We start from the raw sequence: 17644 nt of genomic DNA, 5'->3' as shown, positions 1-17644 counted from the left end.
TTCGCAAATCCGATAAATAGCCACGACAGCTTACAACGATAGTCAGGCCATGCTTCAATCGGCATCGGCAAGAGCAAGCCGTCAGCTCAACCGAGGCAGTGATGCGAGACGAAGCAAGGGTGCGACTGAAGAACGGTCTCTTCACATACCCCATGCGAGATCTGGGCATTCCGGCGCTGCTGGCTACATTTTTTGCCGTTTACATGATCCAGTTGCCATTGATCGCAGAGGTGACCGGCCTGGACCCCGCGTGGCATCGGATGCTGATTCATGCCTATAAGACGCATCAGCAGCATGGCCGCGATTTTATTTTCAACTATGGCCCTCTGTCTTTCCTGGTGGCAGCACAATTTGACTCGGAAATCCTGCCAATACGTATGATTTCCTGGGCGCTTTATTACGCGATCTTTGGCATAACCCTGGCCGTTGTCCTTAAGGTGGACACCCTGCTCAAGGCAGCATTCGTTTGCCTCTATTGCCTGCCGCTGGTCGTTTTCCCCGATATCCACCTTCTCATACCATCGGTGTTGCTCGGCTATCTCGAGATCGACCGTCGGCAGGGCGATCGATCGGCGATGGCGATATCTGCGCTCCTCGCGATACAAATGGCCTTCATGGGGCTGATCAAATCGACAGCGCTATTTCTGGCCCTGCCCATTTTAATATTGGTTACTGCGTACCGCCTGTACCAGCGGGATTGGTTCCCGGTTCCTCTTCTCGTCTTTCTTCTGGCAACAACAGCTCTGCTGGCCGTCGGTCGTCAGGACTACTCTGCTGTCGTTGATTTTTATGTCGCTTATCTTGATGTTTCGCGCGCCTATAACGCCGACATGCAGCTTCCGGCGGGCATGCTTCATCAGGTTGCGCTTGTCGCAGGCGGGGTACTGATCCTTGCGAGCGTCCCTTACCGGGCGCGCGGCGGGTTCCTTCATGGGGTGCTGCTGCTAGGCTATCTCCTGGTGATCTATAAGCTGAATTTCACCCGACAAGGCGCCCATCCGCAGATAAGCTTCGCCGGTCTTGCCGTACCGCTTCTCTGCCAGATCATGTTGCCGGAGCGCTGTCTGCCGAAGCCCTGGTTCAGAGCGACCCTGATCACGGTGGCTCTCGCCTGTCTCGCCACTGCCCATATACTCCGAAGCATCTTGATGCAGGACGAGATGTCCGTCTTGCGCTATGGCCGGATATTTGAGCAACGGCTGCAGCTACTGATCCATCCTGGCTTCCGGGGTAATTTCTGGCGCGCCCAGGAGACCGCCCGGGCCGAGGTGGTGGCCAAGGTCAGGACAGCCATGCCCTTCAAGAGCATGGAAGGCCCTGTTGATGCTTTTCCATTCGAAGTCGGGAAGATTCTCGATTCAGGGATGGAGGCTGCGACGCGCCCGGCCTTTCAGGCCTATTTCGCGACCAGCCGCCTCATGACGGAACGCAACCTCGCGTTTTTGGAAAGCGATGCGGCTCCGAAATCGGTCCTTTTCAGCATCACCCCCATCGACGGGCGTTATGCCACCCTTGAAGATCCCTTGACGCAGCGCGCCTACCGGCGGCTCTACCAACCAAGAGACAGTACGCCTGAGGTGCTGTTGCTGGAGCGGCGTGCGCAGCCGTTGCTGGAACAGGAGATCTGCCGGGAAACCTACACCATGCTCGGCCAGACGGTACCACTGCCGCCAACCAGACCGGACGAGGCATTGTGGGTTAGGTTGAACCTCACCACCACAGCCAAGAGTAGGATCGCCGAGCTCCTGGCACCGCCGCCCGAATTGCGCCTGGAAATCGCAACCCCAGCGGGCACTAGCAGCTATCGCTATCTGCAGGAGAGCGGGACGGTCGGCTTCCTTCTGTCACCCGCCTTAACGACGACCGACGGGGCCGGACGCTTCTTCGCTGGACAAACCCTGCCGCAGGACACCGTCTTAGGCTTCAAACTGATGGACGCTCAGCATAGTCCGGCAGGTTGGTATGAAGAAGGCATCCCGGTTACGCTCTGCACCTTGTCATGGAAAGAACCGGGTTAGCGCCGCGTCACTCCTGCAAACCCCAAGCCTCGTCATTTGCGATATAGCGGGTGATATAGTCCTTGAAGGTCCATTCCTGGTCATACCAGCGATAGACCATATCCTCGCCACCGTAGTGCAGCCCCAGGCCTTGGGCGACAAGCGGGTTGATCGGCAATTGGGTATTCCCCATGCCCCCTACCCGGTCCTGAAGCTCAAAGGCAAAAGCATCCAGCAGCCGTAATCCTTCCGCACGATCACCGCCAAGGCGCGGAGAAAGATGCTCGTATAGCCGACAGGTCAGGACAGCCATCGGCTCAATCTCCAGATGACCTGCGGTCCAGAAGATATGTTTATAGCGGTAGCTCGTCGCGAGATAATCGCCGATCTGAACGTCGGCGGCCTGATCGCGCGCGCTAATCGCATCGATGTCCCACTGCAGCCGGTTCGCCAGATTGGGCATCCGCTTTTCGGCCAGATCCATATAGGCGCCATAGGCCGCATCGCCGGTCAGCCCCTGCCGGGCCACCTGCATCCCGATCATATCGCCGTTATAGCGCCCCCAGGGATAATACCTGGACGAACCTATCCGCTTATCCACCGTTTCAAAGGGCCAGAAACACATCATCACCACCGGCGGATAGGTGGCGGTTTCGACGCCAGCGGGGATATTGTCGCGCAGAAAACTGCGGATAGGCACCTCCGCACGTTCATCGATCTGCTCGATATATAATACGCAGCGGGCGAGGAGCGCCTTGTCCGGCAGCTCGATCTCGGCCCCCGGAACAGCATGATTGAGCACACACAGATAGTGCCGGCCGCTCTGCGGAGCATCCGCAGCCGCCAGCAACTCTCCGACATAAGGCGCCTGACAATTCCCGTAGATCAGAACGACATCGCTGTCTGGACTGAGGTTGCCGAAGCTGAAGATCATCGCGCTACCGTCACGCCTTCTCGAATCCAGTCATGATATCGACGATCTTGCGGACGGACGTGAACTGCTCGGTCTGCGCGCTGCTCAGCGCAACGCCATAGTTGCTTTCCACCATCATCGCCAGCATTACAGCAGAAAGGCTGTCCCAGCTCGATACATTGCTATCGTCGGACTCCAGCGTCAGCTGGTCGACGGGAACCCTGAGGATCTCGGCAGCTTCGGGCAGGAAAGTCTCAAGGGAAAACTGCGGCATCGGCTCTCTGGTTCTCTCTTCTCAATTGTTCCTGCCAAGGGCATCGGATTGCCCACTGCATCTCCTGCTATTATTGCCCCATCCCCGTTCGGCCAACAATTCCCGATCGGTTTCCGGGCAACCAATCAGACATTAACCATCTTCGTATTACCCGCCCCTTTTATCAGGGGCCCTTCGCCTGCTATAGAAGGGCAACCTTCCTAACCGCCTACGGATTTACCGTTAATGATCGACACGCCGAGCCGCGATGCGACCGAGACCTGGAACACAGCCTGCCAGCAGCGGGGATTGCCCCTAAGGCTCGTGCTTTTGGACGGTGGCGAGTGGGGGGTCATGTCGGCGGAGGACAGCATTCTGCTGCTGCCGACCGGCACCGCGACGGTCCCTGAAGCGATTGCCCGCGCAGAAGCCTTTGCCCGTGGGCTGGACCTGGGGCTCAAGGCCGGTCGCACCCGCGCCGATGTCGCCCATCGCCGCGACCTTGCCCGTGCGGAAGCCGATGCCGACGCCCTCTCGCGCCAGATTGAGGAGTTGGAATCGATCATCGATGAAGGCGAGCAGTTGCGTGCCGCCGCCGATGAAGCCGAAGCCCAGGCGGCCGAGAGCGCGCGCATCGAAGCCGACAAGATGGAAAAGCTGCGTCACGAGCGCGATATCGCCGAGCGGATGGAGCGCGAACGCCTGGACCGTGAAAGGGCCGAGCGCGAGAATCGCGAAGCCGAACGCCGTCTGCGCGATGCCGAAGACCGCGCCATCCAGGAAGCCGCCCGCAAGGCCCGCGAAGCCGAAATGCTGGAAGCCCGCATCGCAGCGCAGACGCAGCTTGCCGAACAGGCTCTGGCCAATGCCCGCGCCGAAGCCGCCGCCGCCCAGCAGGCCCAGGCCCGTGCCGCCACGCCGCCACAACCCGCGCCGACAGCCGCTCGCAGCCCAGCTGTGCCGCCCGCACGCCCGACCTTGGCCGACAATCTGCTGACCAATATCTCGCCGCCGCTGGCCAGCTTCATTCCGGCGCTGGCAGGCATCACGCCGGCCGATCATCGTCCTGCGCCCCTGCCCGCGCCGATCGAAGAAGAGCCGCTGAGCTTGGATATCCCGGCGCCCGGCCAGCGCTTCAATCTGCGGCTGCCGACCCCCGATCCAGAAGCGCTGCGCGACCATGACCATGCAGCCGAACTGGCAGCGGACGAGGACTATTACAGCGAGGGTACCGCCGATGCGGACCTCGACTATGCGCAAGAAGAGCAATACGCCCCGGCCGAAGACTATGCGGACGACGCCGCCCAGGACGATGACTACCTTGAGGACGACCAGGCCATTCTCGATGATTATGTCCCCGCACAGGAGGTCGTCCCCCTGAATGCCGGACAATATACGCTGCCCGCCGTCGAGCTGCTGACCTTGCCCCAGGCAGAGCGCGAGCAGATCGTCGATGACGAGCAGCTCGACCAGAATGCGGAACTGCTGGGCAATGTGCTTCAGGACTTCAACATTAAGGGCGAAATTGTCGACGTCTGCCCCGGCCCCGTCGTCACGCTTTATGAGTTCGAGCCCGCGCCCGGCCTGAAATCCAGCCGCATCATCGGCCTTGCCGACGATATCGCCCGCTCGATGTCCTCCATCGCCGTCCGTATCGCGGTGGTCCCCGGCCGCACCGTCATCGGCATCGAACTGCCGAACGAACAGCGCGAGATGGTCTATCTGGGAGAGATGCTGCGATCCCCCGCCTATGTCGCGTCGGAAGCCAAGCTACCGCTGGTGCTGGGCAAGGATATCGCCGGCGAGCCGATCATCGCCGACCTCGCCAAGATGCCCCATCTGCTGATCGCGGGCACGACGGGTTCGGGCAAGTCGGTCGGGATCAATGCCATGATCCTGTCGCTGCTCTATCGTCACAGCCCGCGCGATTGCCGCCTGATCATGATCGATCCGAAGATGCTGGAACTCAGCGTCTATGACGGCATCCCGCATCTGCTGACCCCGGTCGTCACCGATCCGAAGAAGGCCGTCGTCGCCCTGAAATGGGCGGTGAAGGAGATGGAAGACCGCTATCGCGCCATGGCCCAGCTGGGTGTGCGCAATATCGAAGGCTACAACTCCCGTGTCGCCGAGATGGAAGCGACCGGCGAACGCCCGACCCGCCGCGTCCCCGTGGGTGTCGACCGCGCGACCGGCCAGCCGATCTTCGAAGAACAGCCGATCGATCTGACCCACCTGCCCTATATCGTTGTCGTGGTCGACGAGATGGCCGATCTGATGCTGGTCGCGGGCAAGGAGATCGAAGCCTGCATCCAGCGTCTGGCCCAGATGGCGCGTGCCGCCGGCATCCATATCGTTATGGCAACCCAGCGTCCCTCGGTCGATGTCATCACCGGCACGATCAAGGCGAACTTCCCGACTCGCATCAGCTTCCAGGTCACCAGCAAGATCGACAGCCGCACCATCCTCGGCGATGCCGGGGCTGAGCAGTTGCTGGGCCAGGGCGACATGTTGTTCATGGTCGGCGGTGGCCGCCTGACCCGGGTCCATGGCCCGTTTGTGTCCGACAGCGAAGTCGAACATGTGGTGACCTTCCTGAAGGCCCAGGGCGTGCCCGACTATATCGAAGGCATCACCCGCGAAGAGGGCGAGGATGACGACGGCGAACTCGGCCTGACCGGCGGCAGCGGCGACGGTCCCGTCGATGAGTTGTTCGACCAGGCGGTCGCGATCATCATCGAGGAACGCAAGGTCTCGACCAGCTTCATCCAGCGCAAGCTGCAGATCGGCTATAACCGCGCGGCCCGCCTTGTGGAGCAGATGGAGGAAGAGGGCATCATCTCCGCCCCCAACCACGTCGGCAAACGCGAGATCCTCGCCCGCCTGCGGGATTTCTAGGCTCCGAGCATGTCGCTGACCACCGCCGCCCTCGACGACCAGGATGCGATCGCGGGGTGCGAGCTTTACCTGCGGCGGGTTTATAACGACGGCAACGGCGACCCTGCCACGAATGGGGAATGGGCTCTGATCGAGCGTTGCGCCCGCCAGTGGCAGGTGGTGTTCGACGTTGGAGCTTGCGTCGGGGATTGGAGCAGCCGGACACTGGGGGTCAATCCAAAGGCGGAGGTTCATTGTTTTGAACCCTTCCCGCCCAATGTGGAAGCGCTGCGCAAGCGGGTCGGGCAACAGGCACATATCCTGCCGGTCGCCCTGGGGAGTGAGGCCGGTGAAGCGGTGTTCCATGTTCCGTCCCAGACGGGGCCAGGTGAGAACCTTGGATCGCTTTATCCGCAAGGATCCGGTGCTCTGGTGCGCCTTGCCGTTCCGATGACGACCATCGCCGACTATTGTACGGATATGGAGATCACGCAGATCGACTTTCTCAAGATCGATGCTGAGGGCGCCGAGGTTTCCATCCTCGAAGGCGCGCGTCCCCTGCTTGAGGCCGGCCGGATCGCCGCATTGCAGTTCGAATATGGCGGCACCTGGGTTTCGGCCCGGCACTTTATGAAAGATATCTTCGATCTGGTCGCCGGAACCGATTATACCGTCGCCAAGCTGATGCCGGACGGCTGCCGCATCGTCGCCGACTATTTCTACGAGATCGAAAGCTTTCGCCAGTCGAACTGGCTGCTGATCCGTGGGTCGTCCGATGACGGGGCGGCCTATCTCGGGGCACGGCGCTAATGTTTTCCTCGGTCAGCACGCGCCGCTATGAAAAGGCCGACCGGCATTGTCACGCCGATCATCATCAGTTGGTGGTCGCCCTCGACGGTGCCATGACGCTGGAGCTGGGGATTCATTCCGGTATCGTAACCAAGGATCGTGCGGTGCTGGTCCCGCGTGGCGTACCCCATTCCTTTCAAGCAGATCGTGGCTCCTGCTTTCTGGTTGCCGACCTGAGCGACGATCATTTGCCGATGGGTCTGAACGGTCGCGAGACGGCCGAGGCTTTCTTCGGGATCTCCCCCGGACTTCGGCATCTTTGCCATTATCTCGAAAGCGAAATGACCTCACGGGGGACGCTATCCCGCGACATCGCCCACCATGTGACGGCCCTGATATCCGCCAGCATAACGCCCGCAACCAGACATTCTGCTCCGGTCGAAAGGGCCATCCATCTGGTACAGGACGACCCGACGTGTTGGACGATGGCGGCATTAGGCCAAGTGACAGGCCTGTCTCCCACCGCACTGGCTAAGCGCTTCAGAGCCGAAACCGGTACGTCGCTGGCCACCTATCAGGCCGATCTTTGCCTGAGCCACGCCCGCACCCTGATCCTGACAACCATGCGCCCTCTGGCCGCTATTGCCTTTGAAGCCGGTTATCGGGATCAGAGCAGTTTCGGTCGGGCATTTCGTCGCACCTTCGGCGTCAGCCCCGGTTCATTGCGACGGATAGACAAGGCTACCCAATAAGACAAGCCGATCCCCGCACCGCAGGCTCTCGAGAGTTTTCAAGAGCTCCAGTGGAAACGCACGCTCAGCGGAAAAGCTTAAACGTTAGATCTGACAGGTATCGAACAGGACTTATCAGAGGTAACTCTTCTGAGGAGTTATCGGCTTTGTTGTGCCGGATCAAAGGGCGGAAAACCGAATGTTTTCAAACCTTGGAGCCATGCCAGTGACTCCCGATAGGTATGTTTCGGCATCTATAAAAATTAAATAAAATTTTACTCAGTGCCGTAATACTCTTTGGAAGAAGCAGTTAATAACGAGCGAGCGATACCATGTGCCTGGATGGTCCTTCTTATCGATTTGGCCTGCCTGTCGAAAATTTCGCCGTCGGCCTTCTGCCGAAGGCGAGCGAACAGATCGCGGCCGTTTCGTGGGACTGGGGTCCGGGCCACGGTCGCACCGATGAATATTATCTGATCCAGGCGGACGATGGCTGGCAGCTCTGGCTGGTTGACCCATCCTGCCCGGATACGACCACCGCAGCCGTCGCAATTTCCACGGTGCCCTATACGTCACTGACCGAAGCCGCCTCGGACATGTTGCGCCGCTATTGGCAATGGTCGGAAAGCGACGGCCTCGACCGCTTCTCGACCATCGACAAGGCAACCCTGATCGATGCCGGCGAACTCGAGCGTCTGGCCGACCGCGTCTGGGGTCCGGTCTCTGCGACCGTGGCTTAAAGCGGCAGCGGGCGACGGGCTTTGAGCATTCCGCACAAAGCCCAGCGCGCCCAGCGCGCCGCACGGCACAGGCTGCCGAGATAGCCGTAGTCCCGCAAAATCAGCAGCATGAAGAACGCATCGCCGGTCGATGGCTTGGTCGATGCGTCCAAGTGAACTTCCGTGAACATCGGGATCGACAGATCACCGGTATGGCCGTAGGTCACCGCCTCCTTCAGGGGCAGCAACGGCACACGCAGGGTGAAGTGCCCCTTGCGCGCGTCCTGATCGGACACCAGCCGCCCCGCCCAAGGCCGCCAGAAAAGCTTCACCCCGGTGGTTTCCACCTGAAATCCACGCGGCAGCAGCCCTAGCAGCGGCCAGCGGATCGACCGCAATTGCACCTCCAGCCGGTTGGTATCTTCTGCCGTCCAGACGGCCGCAGCATTGGCGGCGGCCTGTTCGGCCACCAGCGCCTGCGTGCGCTCGGTCACCCCTGGATTGAAGTTTGCCGGATCCTGGGCGCTCGCCTTGCCACTTGGCAGATCGACGCGGCTATAGGGGCGCAGCAGGCGGGTGCGTTTCTCTTTCCAGGCCTGCTCCAGATCGGCATAGCGAACCTTGAAGTCATTGGCCCAGTCGGTATCGGGACGGCGGAACACCACCTGACTGGCGAAGGGAATGAAGTCATCCGCCCCGCCCCGGCGGCAGGCATTCTGCACCGCCCGCAGATAACCACGTTTGCCGGACGATAGGCGCTCGCCAGCCCGGAAATAGTTATTGGACGGCCCCGCCGGGGAATAGGAGCGCAGCATGATGCAGCGCTTACCCAGGCGGCGTTTCAGGTCGCCGATGGCCAGCATCTCGCGCTGGGTCGGCTTGGCATCATTGATATTGGCGATCAGCGCATCCGGCGTATCGATGAGCAGGATCGAGTCGTTATTCCAGATTGGCAAGGCCATGGCACGCACGCCTGGCTCAAGCTCGACCCATTCACGGTTCGGCAATCGGCGCACCGACCAGCCCTGCGCCGCCAGATAATCCGCCATCTTCATCTCGAGGAAATCGGGAACCAGCACCTCGGGCCGGGTCGCCGCGACCTCCGCGATCTTCCGCAGCGAGGGCGGATGCAGATGGTCGGGATGTTCGTGGGTCAGATAGAGATAACGGCTGCCAGCGATGCGCGCGATATCATCGGCCGACGGGTAATTCTCGACCCACCAGGAGCGCCAGTAGGTCGAGCCGATCAGCCACGGATCCGTCGCCAGCAAAGGCGTCCCATCCGCCCGGCTCAGCAGCATCACCGCATGTCCCAAAGTCTCGATCTGCACCGATCTGTTCCCGATAGCCCGAAGAAGGAAGGGTTATGCCGGGGAAGGGGGCTGATGGGAAGCGGGAACAGGGTCGCAGGTCTACCGCACGTAGCGGATCAGTTGCGGCCTATCAGGCAGATCTTCCATCTTTTCGATGTTATTGAGCATGAAGAATAGAAACTTTTGCGATTGCCCCTCGAAGGCGGTCGGCACATTCATCGCCCAAGCCAATTTGGCCGCCTCATCACGCGAGGCTACCTGCTTAACGCTCAAAAATCGCTCCGGGCTGATTTCGCGAATATTGCCAAGGCTGACGGTCTTGAAGATATCCGTCGCGCGGGAGAGCAAACTTACGGTCGGCAACCCACCGCGCAATAGCACTTCATAGGTGAGTGAGCCCCGTACCCACCGGGCGATGAGTATTCTTTTCTGCCCAACGAGAGCTGCCGCCCACTGCACGCTTACCTCTGCCGAAAGATCGACCTGTCCCTGTTCGATATCGTCTCCCAGGATCGCCAGCGGCATAAGCTCACCCGAAGCAGCCGCTGCAAGATATCCTTGGGTGCCATCGACCAGCTCCAGCGCCAATCCGCGACCGATATGGAAAGCTCCTCTCACCCCGGGCAACTTGAAGCGGACGCCCCCTTGGCGATGAATGAGCTCTTTGAACCGACCCGCGAACTCATCGCTCCCTGCCCCGATCCTCATACCGTCGGTCGCCTGTACCCAGGCCGGCTCGTGATTTGAGAAGCGGACATTCACCGGAGCAATCGAAGGTGGGGGCTCCAACCGAATGCGATCCATTTCGAACCGGCCATTCAAGACAATCGACTTGGCTGGGAGCAGCAATGACAAAACTGATCCTGCCTGCGGATCTTCGCAGTGGAAACCTGCTCGCCGAACAAGGACACAGGCCTGTTCCTGCGCGGGAATATGTTTGTAGTGTACAAGAATCTCCGCCATACGCATGGCCAAGCGAGGGTCGATACCCTTGACCTTGGCAAGCTCACGCGCCAGGACGGGGACACGGAAACGCAGATCCGCCAATCCCATGTCGATGAGGGCAATCTCCACCGCCAGAAGTTGGGCGAAATCCTCACTTGAGGTGAACAGTGCCAAAGCCCCAGCCGACACCAAAATCCGATGACCTTCGGCCTGTATTGCCGGAACATGCCCTTGATAGAATTCGAGGTTGATAGGCTCGGTCCTGTCGCGTTTATCGTTCAGTCGTGCAAAAGCGGACACTGCCAACAACTTCAGAGGCGCGGGGATCGTCGTGTCACCCGCCTTGCCGAACATGTACCCTATGGACAGACGCTCGATTTCGACGAGCGGGCGGTCGGCATCCGCCAAGGGCTGATCAAGCCAAGGCGCCATCTGCTCTGCAATCGGGGCGACATTCTTGGTGATAAGTTCCTTTACCGTCTCCCATCTGGCGAACCCCCCATGCGCCATCGCATCGAGCGGGATGAGAGAGGCATGGCCGACCGCCAGCAGCACTAGAAGGACTGCAAATTTGCGCACAGAAAGCCCCTATTCGACAGGATCGAGTTTCCAGGTGTCCGGCGAGCTCCGACAGGTATAACCGGCACTGACGACAAGACGGCAAGTCTCGCTTTTGCTCCAACCGAGACGCTTCTCGATCACGATGGCGGCAGCCACCTGGACATACCGCCGATGCTCGTCCTCCGGCGGAAGGGCAGAGAGGCCCTGACGGGCCTTGGCGTCGATAAACGAAGCAATCACCGGCCGCTGATAGCGCCATGCTGCGTCGTCCACGTCGATCAGGACAATCTCAAACGCGAGCCGCGTGGCAAGCTCATCCTGACCTGTCCCCGCCAATAGCGCCCCCCGCGTCACAAGGATCCTGCGCCCAAGTGCCCGGATGAGGGGCGTTTCCCCGCTTCGGAAGTCGAGAAGGATGTCACCGCTTGCCTTTGTCCGGGCTGCGATAAGACGTTTAAAAACATTCTCTGCCAGAAGCCTCGACTCCGCGGCAGCATCTTCCGTTGTGCTTTTTCCTGCCACCGTTTCGATTCGCATCTCCTCCAGGGCAACCATCTGACGATCCCCATCAGATGGTTTTCTTGGGAGAGGTGGCTCTCCGATCCGGAAGCCATCTGCGTAGTCGATGGGTATCCGATGGCGGGGATGAAAAGAGTCAACGTCAATTCTAACCGCGCCGCCTGAAGCCAGTTGAACATTCATCCAGCCTGGACCCGGCTGCACCGAGGAGGTTTGAGGCTGCGTCGACGACTGGGGATTACACCCGGCCAAAACCAGAACCACCGCAACCACCCATACACGCATTCCGCCCCTCCTTGAGCCCCAAATCTACCTTAAGGAGAAATTCTTAGAATCGCCATCCCCATTGCCCCGCCCCCTCCTCTTCGCTCATGCTGACAGGACCATTGCTGGCACGGGGCTTGCGCAGTCCGCGGTGGTCAAGAACAGGGAGGTGCCATGAGCGAAACGACGGGTACTGGTAAAATTCCGCCGATCTTCGATGAGATGAATGGCTTTGACGGGGGCCTGAGATCGCCCTATCAGCCGGTAGCGGACTGGCTGAAAACTCTGCCCGAGGGGCAGTTGCCGAAGTTGCAGCGCCAGGCAGACCTGCTGTTCGAGCGTATGGGCATCACCTTCGGTGCCTATGGTCAGGAAGGCGGCCATGAACGCTCCATCCCCTTCGATCTTATCCCCCGTGTCATGGGCCAGTCGGAATGGCAACGGCTTGAAGCCGGGCTGAAACAGCGGGTACGGGCGCTCAACGCTTTCCTGCACGACGCTTATCACGGTCGCGAGATCTGCCGGGCGGGCAAGATGCCCGAGGCGCAGATCGTCAAAAATGGCCAGTTCCTGGCGGTCATGCAGGACTTCGATCTGCCGCGCGGCATCTATGCCCATATCTGCGGCGTCGATCTGGTGCGCGTTGCCGAAAATCAGTTCTACGTCCTTGAGGACAATTGCCGGGTACCGTCGGGTGTCTCCTATATGCTGGAGAACCGCGAGGTGATGATGCGCCTGCTGCCCGCGCTGTTCACCGGGCGTCGCATCCTGCCCGTCGCGCAATATGCCGAAGAGCTGCTGAATGCCCTGAAAGCCAGCGCGTTCCGCCACAGTGGGTCCGAGCCGACCATCGCGGTCCTCACCCCCGGCCAATACAACAGCGCCTATTTCGAACACGCCTTCCTGGCCGACGAAATGGGCGTTGAGCTGGTCAAGGGTACCGATCTGTTCGTCGACAACAACAAGGTCTATATGCGCACGCCGCGCGGACCCAAGCAGGTCGACGTCATCTATCGCCGCATCGACGATATCTTCCTCGATCCCCTGGCCTTCCGCCCGGATTCGATGCTGGGCATCCCCGGCCTGATCGGTGCCTATCGTTCAGGCAACGTCAATCTGGCCAATGCCTGCGGAACAGGCATTGCCGACGACAAAGCGACCTATTGCTATGTCCCGGAGATGATCCGCTTCTATCTGGGCGAAGAACCGCTGCTGGAAAATGTTCCGACATATCGCTGCTCTGAAAGCCAGGATCTGAAATATGTGCTGGAGCATCTGTCCGATCTGGTGGTGAAGGAAGTCCATGGATCGGGCGGCGCCGGCATGCTGGTTGGCCCCACCGCCAGCAAAGCGGAAATCGAAGCCTATCGCGCCCGCCTGCTGGCCGACCCGTCGGGCTTCATCGCCCAACCGACCCTGGCGCTTTCCACCTGCCCGACCTTCGTCGAGAAGGGCGTTGCCCCGCGCCATGTGGATCTGCGGCCCTTCGTTCTGTCCGGCGGTGACGATATCACCATCATGCCCGGCGGTCTGACGCGCGTGGCGCTGAAGGAAGGATCGCTGGTGGTCAATTCCAGCCAAGGCGGCGGCACCAAGGATACTTGGGTGCTGGCGGACCAGGAATAAGAAAGGGCCATACAGAATGCTCTCCAGTACCGCCGCAAATCTCTATTGGATCGGCCGTAACGTCGAACGCGCCAGCAATACCGCCAGCCTGCTCAAAGCCACCCACCGCATGTGGCTGATGGCGGGCGGCGCGCGGGAATGGCGCTCCATGGCCGCGACCTATGGCGTCAATGAAAGCTTCGGAAAGAAGTTTCCGAACAAAAGCGTCTCCGACCTACTGTCTTTCATGGCCCTGGACGGGGACAATCCCTCCTCGATCCTGACCAGCATCCGGTCCGCGCGCTCCAATGCCAGGACCGAGCGCAACAACCTGACCGTCTCGGTCTGGGAATATCTCAACGATACCTGGCTCGCCTTGCGCGACCGCATCGGCGCGGGCATCCCGGAAGGCGAGGAGCAGGAGTTCCTGGATTGGGTGCGCGAACGCACCAGCCTGATCAACGGCGCCCTGACCAACACGCTGCTGCGCGACGAAGCCTACGACTTCCTGCAGCTGGGCGTGCATATCGAGCGCGCGGACAATACCGCCCGCATCCTCGATTCGAAGTACCATATCCTGCTGCCCCAGGGCGAAACGGTCGGCGGCCATGTCGACTATTACCAATGGTCGGAAATCCTGGCCTGCGTGAATGCGCTGCGCACCTATCGGCGCGTCTATTCGTCCGCGATTTTCCCCTGGCGGGTAGCCGAACTGCTGATCCTGCGCGAGGATCTGCCGCGATCCCTGCATTTTTGCCTGAAACAAATCGACAGCCACCTTGTTAACCTGGCGGGCATCTATGGTTCCCGGCACGAATCGCATCGCCTCGCAGGTAAACTGCATGGCGAATTGCGATACGGTAAGGTTGACGATCTGTTCACGACGGGGTTGCATGAATTCCTGGTGGAATTCATCAAACGCAATAACCAGTTGGGACAGGAAATCGCGGAGAACTACCTCTTCGCGGGCTGAAGGCAAGACAATGCTGCTCGAAATAACCCACACGACTCACTATCGGTTCGACGGTCAGGCGCATGGGGCAACCCAATATCTGCGCATGACCCCGACCAATAGCGCCAGTCAGCGGGTCCATGATTGGCGGCTATCGACCCCCGAGCCAACCCACCCCTGGTGGGATGGGCATGGCAACCGGGTCGATAGCCTTACCCTGCACGGCAAGGTGCGCGAGATCGAACTGGTCGCGCGCGGCCTTGTCGAAACGTTCGAGAATGCAGGCGTGATGGGCGAGGACGGCCCCGCTGCCCTGCCGCCCGACTATTGGCTGCGCAGCGGCCCCTATACCGGATGGGGTGAGGATCTGCGACGCCTGCTAGCCGATATTCTGCCCGAACGCCCGCCCCAGCGGCTGGACGTGCTGCATCAGTTGATGCGCGGCCTGATCGACCGTATCCCCTATCGCGCTGGCATGACCGAAGTCGGCACCACGGCCAACGAGGCTGCCGCGATCGGGGCAGGCGTCTGCCAGGACCATGCCCATCTGTTCTGCGCCCTGGCCCGCGCCCTCAATATCCCGGCCCGCTATGTCTCGGGATATCTGTTGAGCGGTCCGATCTCCGGCCCCCAGGATGTCAGCCATGCCTGGGCGGAAGCTTATGTGCCGAAAATCGGCTGGGTCGGCTTCGATCCGTCCAACGGCATCTGCCCGACCGAGCATTATGTCCGCGTCGCGGTCGGCATCGATTATGCCGATGGCTGTCCCGTGCGTGGCGTGCGTAGCGGTGGCGGCCGGGAGGATTTAAGCGTCTCGGTTTCCGTCGCCCCTATGGCATCCGCCGTAACGCCCTCCTATAATCCCGCCCAACAACAATAATCCCGTTTCCAGGGGAAAGGGCGGACGATGACCTATTGCCTCGGCATGCTGTTGAAAGACGGCCTGGTTATGATTTCTGACAGCCGGACCAATGCCGGTCTGGATCACATCGCCGTTTTTCGGAAGATGACGATCTGGAACGAACCCGGCGACCGGGTCATCGTGATTGCCGCCGCCGGGAACCTCGCCATCACCCAGGAAGTGATCCACTTCCTGCATGTGGGCGTGACGCTGCCTGACGAGGAAGAACCCAAAACCATCATGAGTGTCACCTCGATGTTCGAGGCGGCGCAATTGGTGGGGGCCGCCGTGCGCCGCAGCTATCGCATCGATGGCGAGCGCCTGGAAAAAGAGAACAGCGGCTTCAATTGTTCGTTCCTGATCGGCGGCCAGGTGGGCGGCGATAAGGCCCGCCTGTTCCAGGTCTATAGCGCAGGCAATTTCATCGAATCGACGGCCGACACCTGCTACTTCCAGATCGGCGAGATGAAGTACGGCAAACCGATCCTGGATCGCGCTTTGAGCTATGACACCAAGCTGACCCAGGCGGGGAAGCTTGCCCTGATTTCGATGGACAGCACCTTGCGGTCCAACCTGTCGGTCGGCCTGCCGCTGGACATGGCGGTCTATCATCGCGATTCGCTCGAACTCGGCATGCATCGGCAGTTCGACGAACATGACCCCTATTTTGCCGAGATCAGCCAGCGCTGGAGCAAATCGCTCAAAGACGCGTTCCTGGCCCTGCCGGATCCGAGCTGGTAATGGCGACGCTCTATCTGCTGAAAAGCGACATTATCCGGAACGGCGAAGGCCCGTTCTTCTGTGGTCAATGCGCCATGGTCGAGGGGTTCCTGGGATATTATCCGCAGGTCCGCCACGCGCTCGAAATTCATTATATCGAATATCCCAAACCCCGGCCCGAACTGATCGGCTTAGGCGAGGAAAACCAGAACAGCCCGGCTTTACTTATGAGCGGCGAAGAAGCCGGAGGATCTGGCAAGCAGGTCGGCGATATCTGGCTGCTGAACGAACCGAAAGCGATCATCGCCTGGCTCGCAGCCCACTTTAATGTCGGCCGTCCTTTAAGCTGATCAGACTGCGGGGCTGTCTGCGGCCTGGACCAAGCGGTTCCGTCCCTCGCGCTTGGCCTGATAGAGAGCGATATCGGCGCGGGCAAGGGTATCCGAGAGGTTGACGTCGGCCGCTTCAGCTTCGGCGATACCGATACTGACGGTAGCGTGCAGGCTGCGCGTGCCATAAGGGGCCGCCTCGATGGCGCGGCGCAGCTTTTCGCCGACCAAGGCAGCCGCTTCAAGGCCCGTATCCGGCAGCAGGATCACAAATTCCTCGCCACCGACCCGGGCGGCGATATCGGTCCGGCGGGTCATATCGCACGCGATCTCCGCGATGCCGCGAATGACGTCGTCCCCGGTCGCATGACCGTAGGTATCGTTGACGGCCTTGAAGTGGTCGATATCGAACAGCAGCAACGCACAAGGTTTGGAAGCACGCCGGGAACGGTCGAACTCGCGCTGGCCCAGTTCGAAGAAATGACGGCGGTTATGCAGCCCGGTCAGCGCATCGCGCGTGGCCAGTTCCAGCAGGCGTTGAGCATAGAGCTGGACGCTGTTGACCAGGGGCCGGAAGATGAAAAAAGCCTCTGCTGCCAGGGTCAGTAGCAGGATGACCAGCACGACCTTCTGGGCATCGCGCAGGGATTCGACCCGCTCCGATGCCTCAAGCTCAAACTGGCTGACGGCACGGTCGAGCCCATGCAGGAGGTCCCCAGACGCCGCCTCGCGCATCACCTGCAGGTGGATCGCGCGGTTCAAGGCATCGTTGCCGGTATCGAGCAGGGCTTCGGCATGATAGACGAACCGCTTCACCTCGTTATCGAGGGCAACAGGCGACTCGAAAAAGATGCCATGCATGGCCGACGACAGCTCGACCTGAAAACCATAACTGGCGCTGCGACCGGTCAGAACTTCGTTGGAAGCGGCCATCAGCTTGACCGCATCGGCCAGCTCCTGACGGGCCGCAGGCCGACCGCCCATCGTCCAGTCGAGCGCAGCCTTGGTCACCCGTTGGGTCTGGGTAATCTGACGCTGGGCAACCTTGATGACGGAGCCGCTCGATGACTGCTGCGTGATGATATTATCGAGCAGCAGATGCACCAGCGCGGACAGCACCGCAATAAGCGTGAGCGCAGCGACATAACTGAACGTCAAACGCCGTACAAGCTTGCGGTCGTCTTGCTCGGCAATAGAAAAAGAACGCGCCTTCTCATCTGTAACGGGCGCGAGAATATCGGCCATACCTGTTCTAT

The 17644-nt window shown here is 60.4% G+C and carries 16 protein-coding genes; 10 read left to right on the top strand and 6 right to left on the bottom strand.

The genetic code is table 11. The features are described 5' to 3' along the window. Positions 1-101: 101 nt before the first annotated feature. Entirely contained in the window at positions 102-2018 is a 1917-nt protein-coding gene (locus ACFSM5_RS17300) for a hypothetical protein (protein WP_379877777.1), read from the top strand. Between the two features lie 7 nt (positions 2019-2025). Here the strand turns inward: ACFSM5_RS17300 and ACFSM5_RS17295 are convergent, their stop codons facing one another. Continuing rightward, entirely contained in the window at positions 2026-2931 is a 906-nt protein-coding gene (locus ACFSM5_RS17295) for a WcbI family polysaccharide biosynthesis putative acetyltransferase (protein WP_379877776.1), read from the bottom strand. A 10-nt stretch (positions 2932-2941) separates the two neighbouring features. Further along, positions 2942-3184: an acyl carrier protein gene (locus tag ACFSM5_RS17290; protein WP_379877775.1), complete on the bottom strand. Its 243-nt coding sequence runs from the start codon at positions 3182-3184 to the stop codon at positions 2942-2944. 225 nt (positions 3185-3409) lie between these two features. Between ACFSM5_RS17290 and ACFSM5_RS17285 the strand changes: the two genes are divergently transcribed. The 4 genes from ACFSM5_RS17285 to ACFSM5_RS17270 all read left to right on the top strand — a co-directional run bounded on the left by ACFSM5_RS17285 (position 3410) and on the right by ACFSM5_RS17270 (position 8300). Then, on the top strand, positions 3410-6061 hold the full coding sequence (locus tag ACFSM5_RS17285; protein ID WP_379877774.1) for a DNA translocase FtsK: 2652 nt from the start codon (positions 3410-3412) through the stop codon (positions 6059-6061). 9 nt (positions 6062-6070) lie between these two features. Next, entirely contained in the window at positions 6071-6850 is a 780-nt protein-coding gene (locus ACFSM5_RS17280; RefSeq protein WP_379877773.1) for an FkbM family methyltransferase, read from the top strand. Next, positions 6850-7581 carry a helix-turn-helix transcriptional regulator gene (locus ACFSM5_RS17275; RefSeq protein ID WP_379877772.1) on the top strand — a complete coding sequence of 244 codons (732 nt, stop codon included), beginning with the start codon at positions 6850-6852 and terminating at the stop codon, positions 7579-7581. The genes ACFSM5_RS17280 and ACFSM5_RS17275 overlap by 1 nt, the downstream gene beginning before the upstream one ends. Before the next feature lie 311 nt (positions 7582-7892). After that, positions 7893-8300: a hypothetical protein gene (locus ACFSM5_RS17270; RefSeq protein ID WP_379877771.1), complete on the top strand. Its 408-nt coding sequence runs from the start codon at positions 7893-7895 to the stop codon at positions 8298-8300. On the opposite strand, the gene ACFSM5_RS17265 is transcribed toward ACFSM5_RS17270, so the two are convergent. The 3 genes from ACFSM5_RS17265 to ACFSM5_RS17255 form a co-directional block, all read right to left on the bottom strand. Then, complete coding sequence (locus ACFSM5_RS17265; protein ID WP_379877770.1) at positions 8297-9610, bottom strand: MBL fold metallo-hydrolase; 1314 nt, start codon at positions 9608-9610, stop codon at positions 8297-8299. The two genes, ACFSM5_RS17270 and ACFSM5_RS17265, sit on opposite strands and share 4 nt — an antisense overlap. A gap of 81 nt (positions 9611-9691) precedes the next feature. Beyond that, positions 9692-10945 (bottom strand): hypothetical protein, encoded by a 1254-nt coding sequence (locus ACFSM5_RS17260; protein WP_379877769.1) that lies wholly within the window; start codon positions 10943-10945, stop codon positions 9692-9694. A gap of 180 nt (positions 10946-11125) precedes the next feature. Then, positions 11126-11653: a hypothetical protein gene (locus ACFSM5_RS17255; protein WP_379877768.1), complete on the bottom strand. Its 528-nt coding sequence runs from the start codon at positions 11651-11653 to the stop codon at positions 11126-11128. A 402-nt stretch (positions 11654-12055) separates the two neighbouring features. On the opposite strand from ACFSM5_RS17255, the gene ACFSM5_RS17250 reads away from it, so the two are divergent. Genes ACFSM5_RS17250 through ACFSM5_RS17230 form a run of 5 tightly spaced genes read left to right on the top strand, consistent with a single transcriptional unit; the run spans position 12056 to position 16409 of the window. Further along, the gene (locus tag ACFSM5_RS17250) at positions 12056-13507 is read left to right on the top strand and encodes a circularly permuted type 2 ATP-grasp protein (RefSeq protein WP_379877767.1); all 1452 of its coding nucleotides are present in this window, start codon (positions 12056-12058) and stop codon (positions 13505-13507) included. A 16-nt stretch (positions 13508-13523) separates the two neighbouring features. Then, the gene (locus tag ACFSM5_RS17245; protein ID WP_379877766.1) at positions 13524-14459 is read left to right on the top strand and encodes an alpha-E domain-containing protein; all 936 of its coding nucleotides are present in this window, start codon (positions 13524-13526) and stop codon (positions 14457-14459) included. A gap of 10 nt (positions 14460-14469) precedes the next feature. Beyond that, the gene (locus ACFSM5_RS17240; protein WP_379877765.1) at positions 14470-15318 is read left to right on the top strand and encodes a transglutaminase family protein; all 849 of its coding nucleotides are present in this window, start codon (positions 14470-14472) and stop codon (positions 15316-15318) included. A gap of 27 nt (positions 15319-15345) precedes the next feature. Next, positions 15346-16080: a proteasome-type protease gene (locus tag ACFSM5_RS17235; protein WP_379877764.1), complete on the top strand. Its 735-nt coding sequence runs from the start codon at positions 15346-15348 to the stop codon at positions 16078-16080. After that, positions 16080-16409 carry a DUF3088 family protein gene (locus ACFSM5_RS17230; RefSeq protein ID WP_379877763.1) on the top strand — a complete coding sequence of 110 codons (330 nt, stop codon included), beginning with the start codon at positions 16080-16082 and terminating at the stop codon, positions 16407-16409. The genes ACFSM5_RS17235 and ACFSM5_RS17230 overlap by 1 nt, the downstream gene beginning before the upstream one ends. On the opposite strand, the gene ACFSM5_RS17225 is transcribed toward ACFSM5_RS17230, so the two are convergent. Continuing rightward, positions 16410-17633: a GGDEF domain-containing protein gene (locus ACFSM5_RS17225; protein WP_379877762.1), complete on the bottom strand. Its 1224-nt coding sequence runs from the start codon at positions 17631-17633 to the stop codon at positions 16410-16412. It abuts the gene before it with no gap. Between the last annotated feature and the right edge of the window lie 11 nt (positions 17634-17644).

It is taken from the genome of Lacibacterium aquatile (assembly GCF_042683105.1).
Taxonomy (GTDB): Bacteria; Pseudomonadota; Alphaproteobacteria; order Elsterales; family Elsteraceae; genus Lacibacterium; species Lacibacterium aquatile.
Note: the sequence above shows the minus strand (reverse complement) of the source record. Positions and strands in the feature narration are given on the sequence as shown.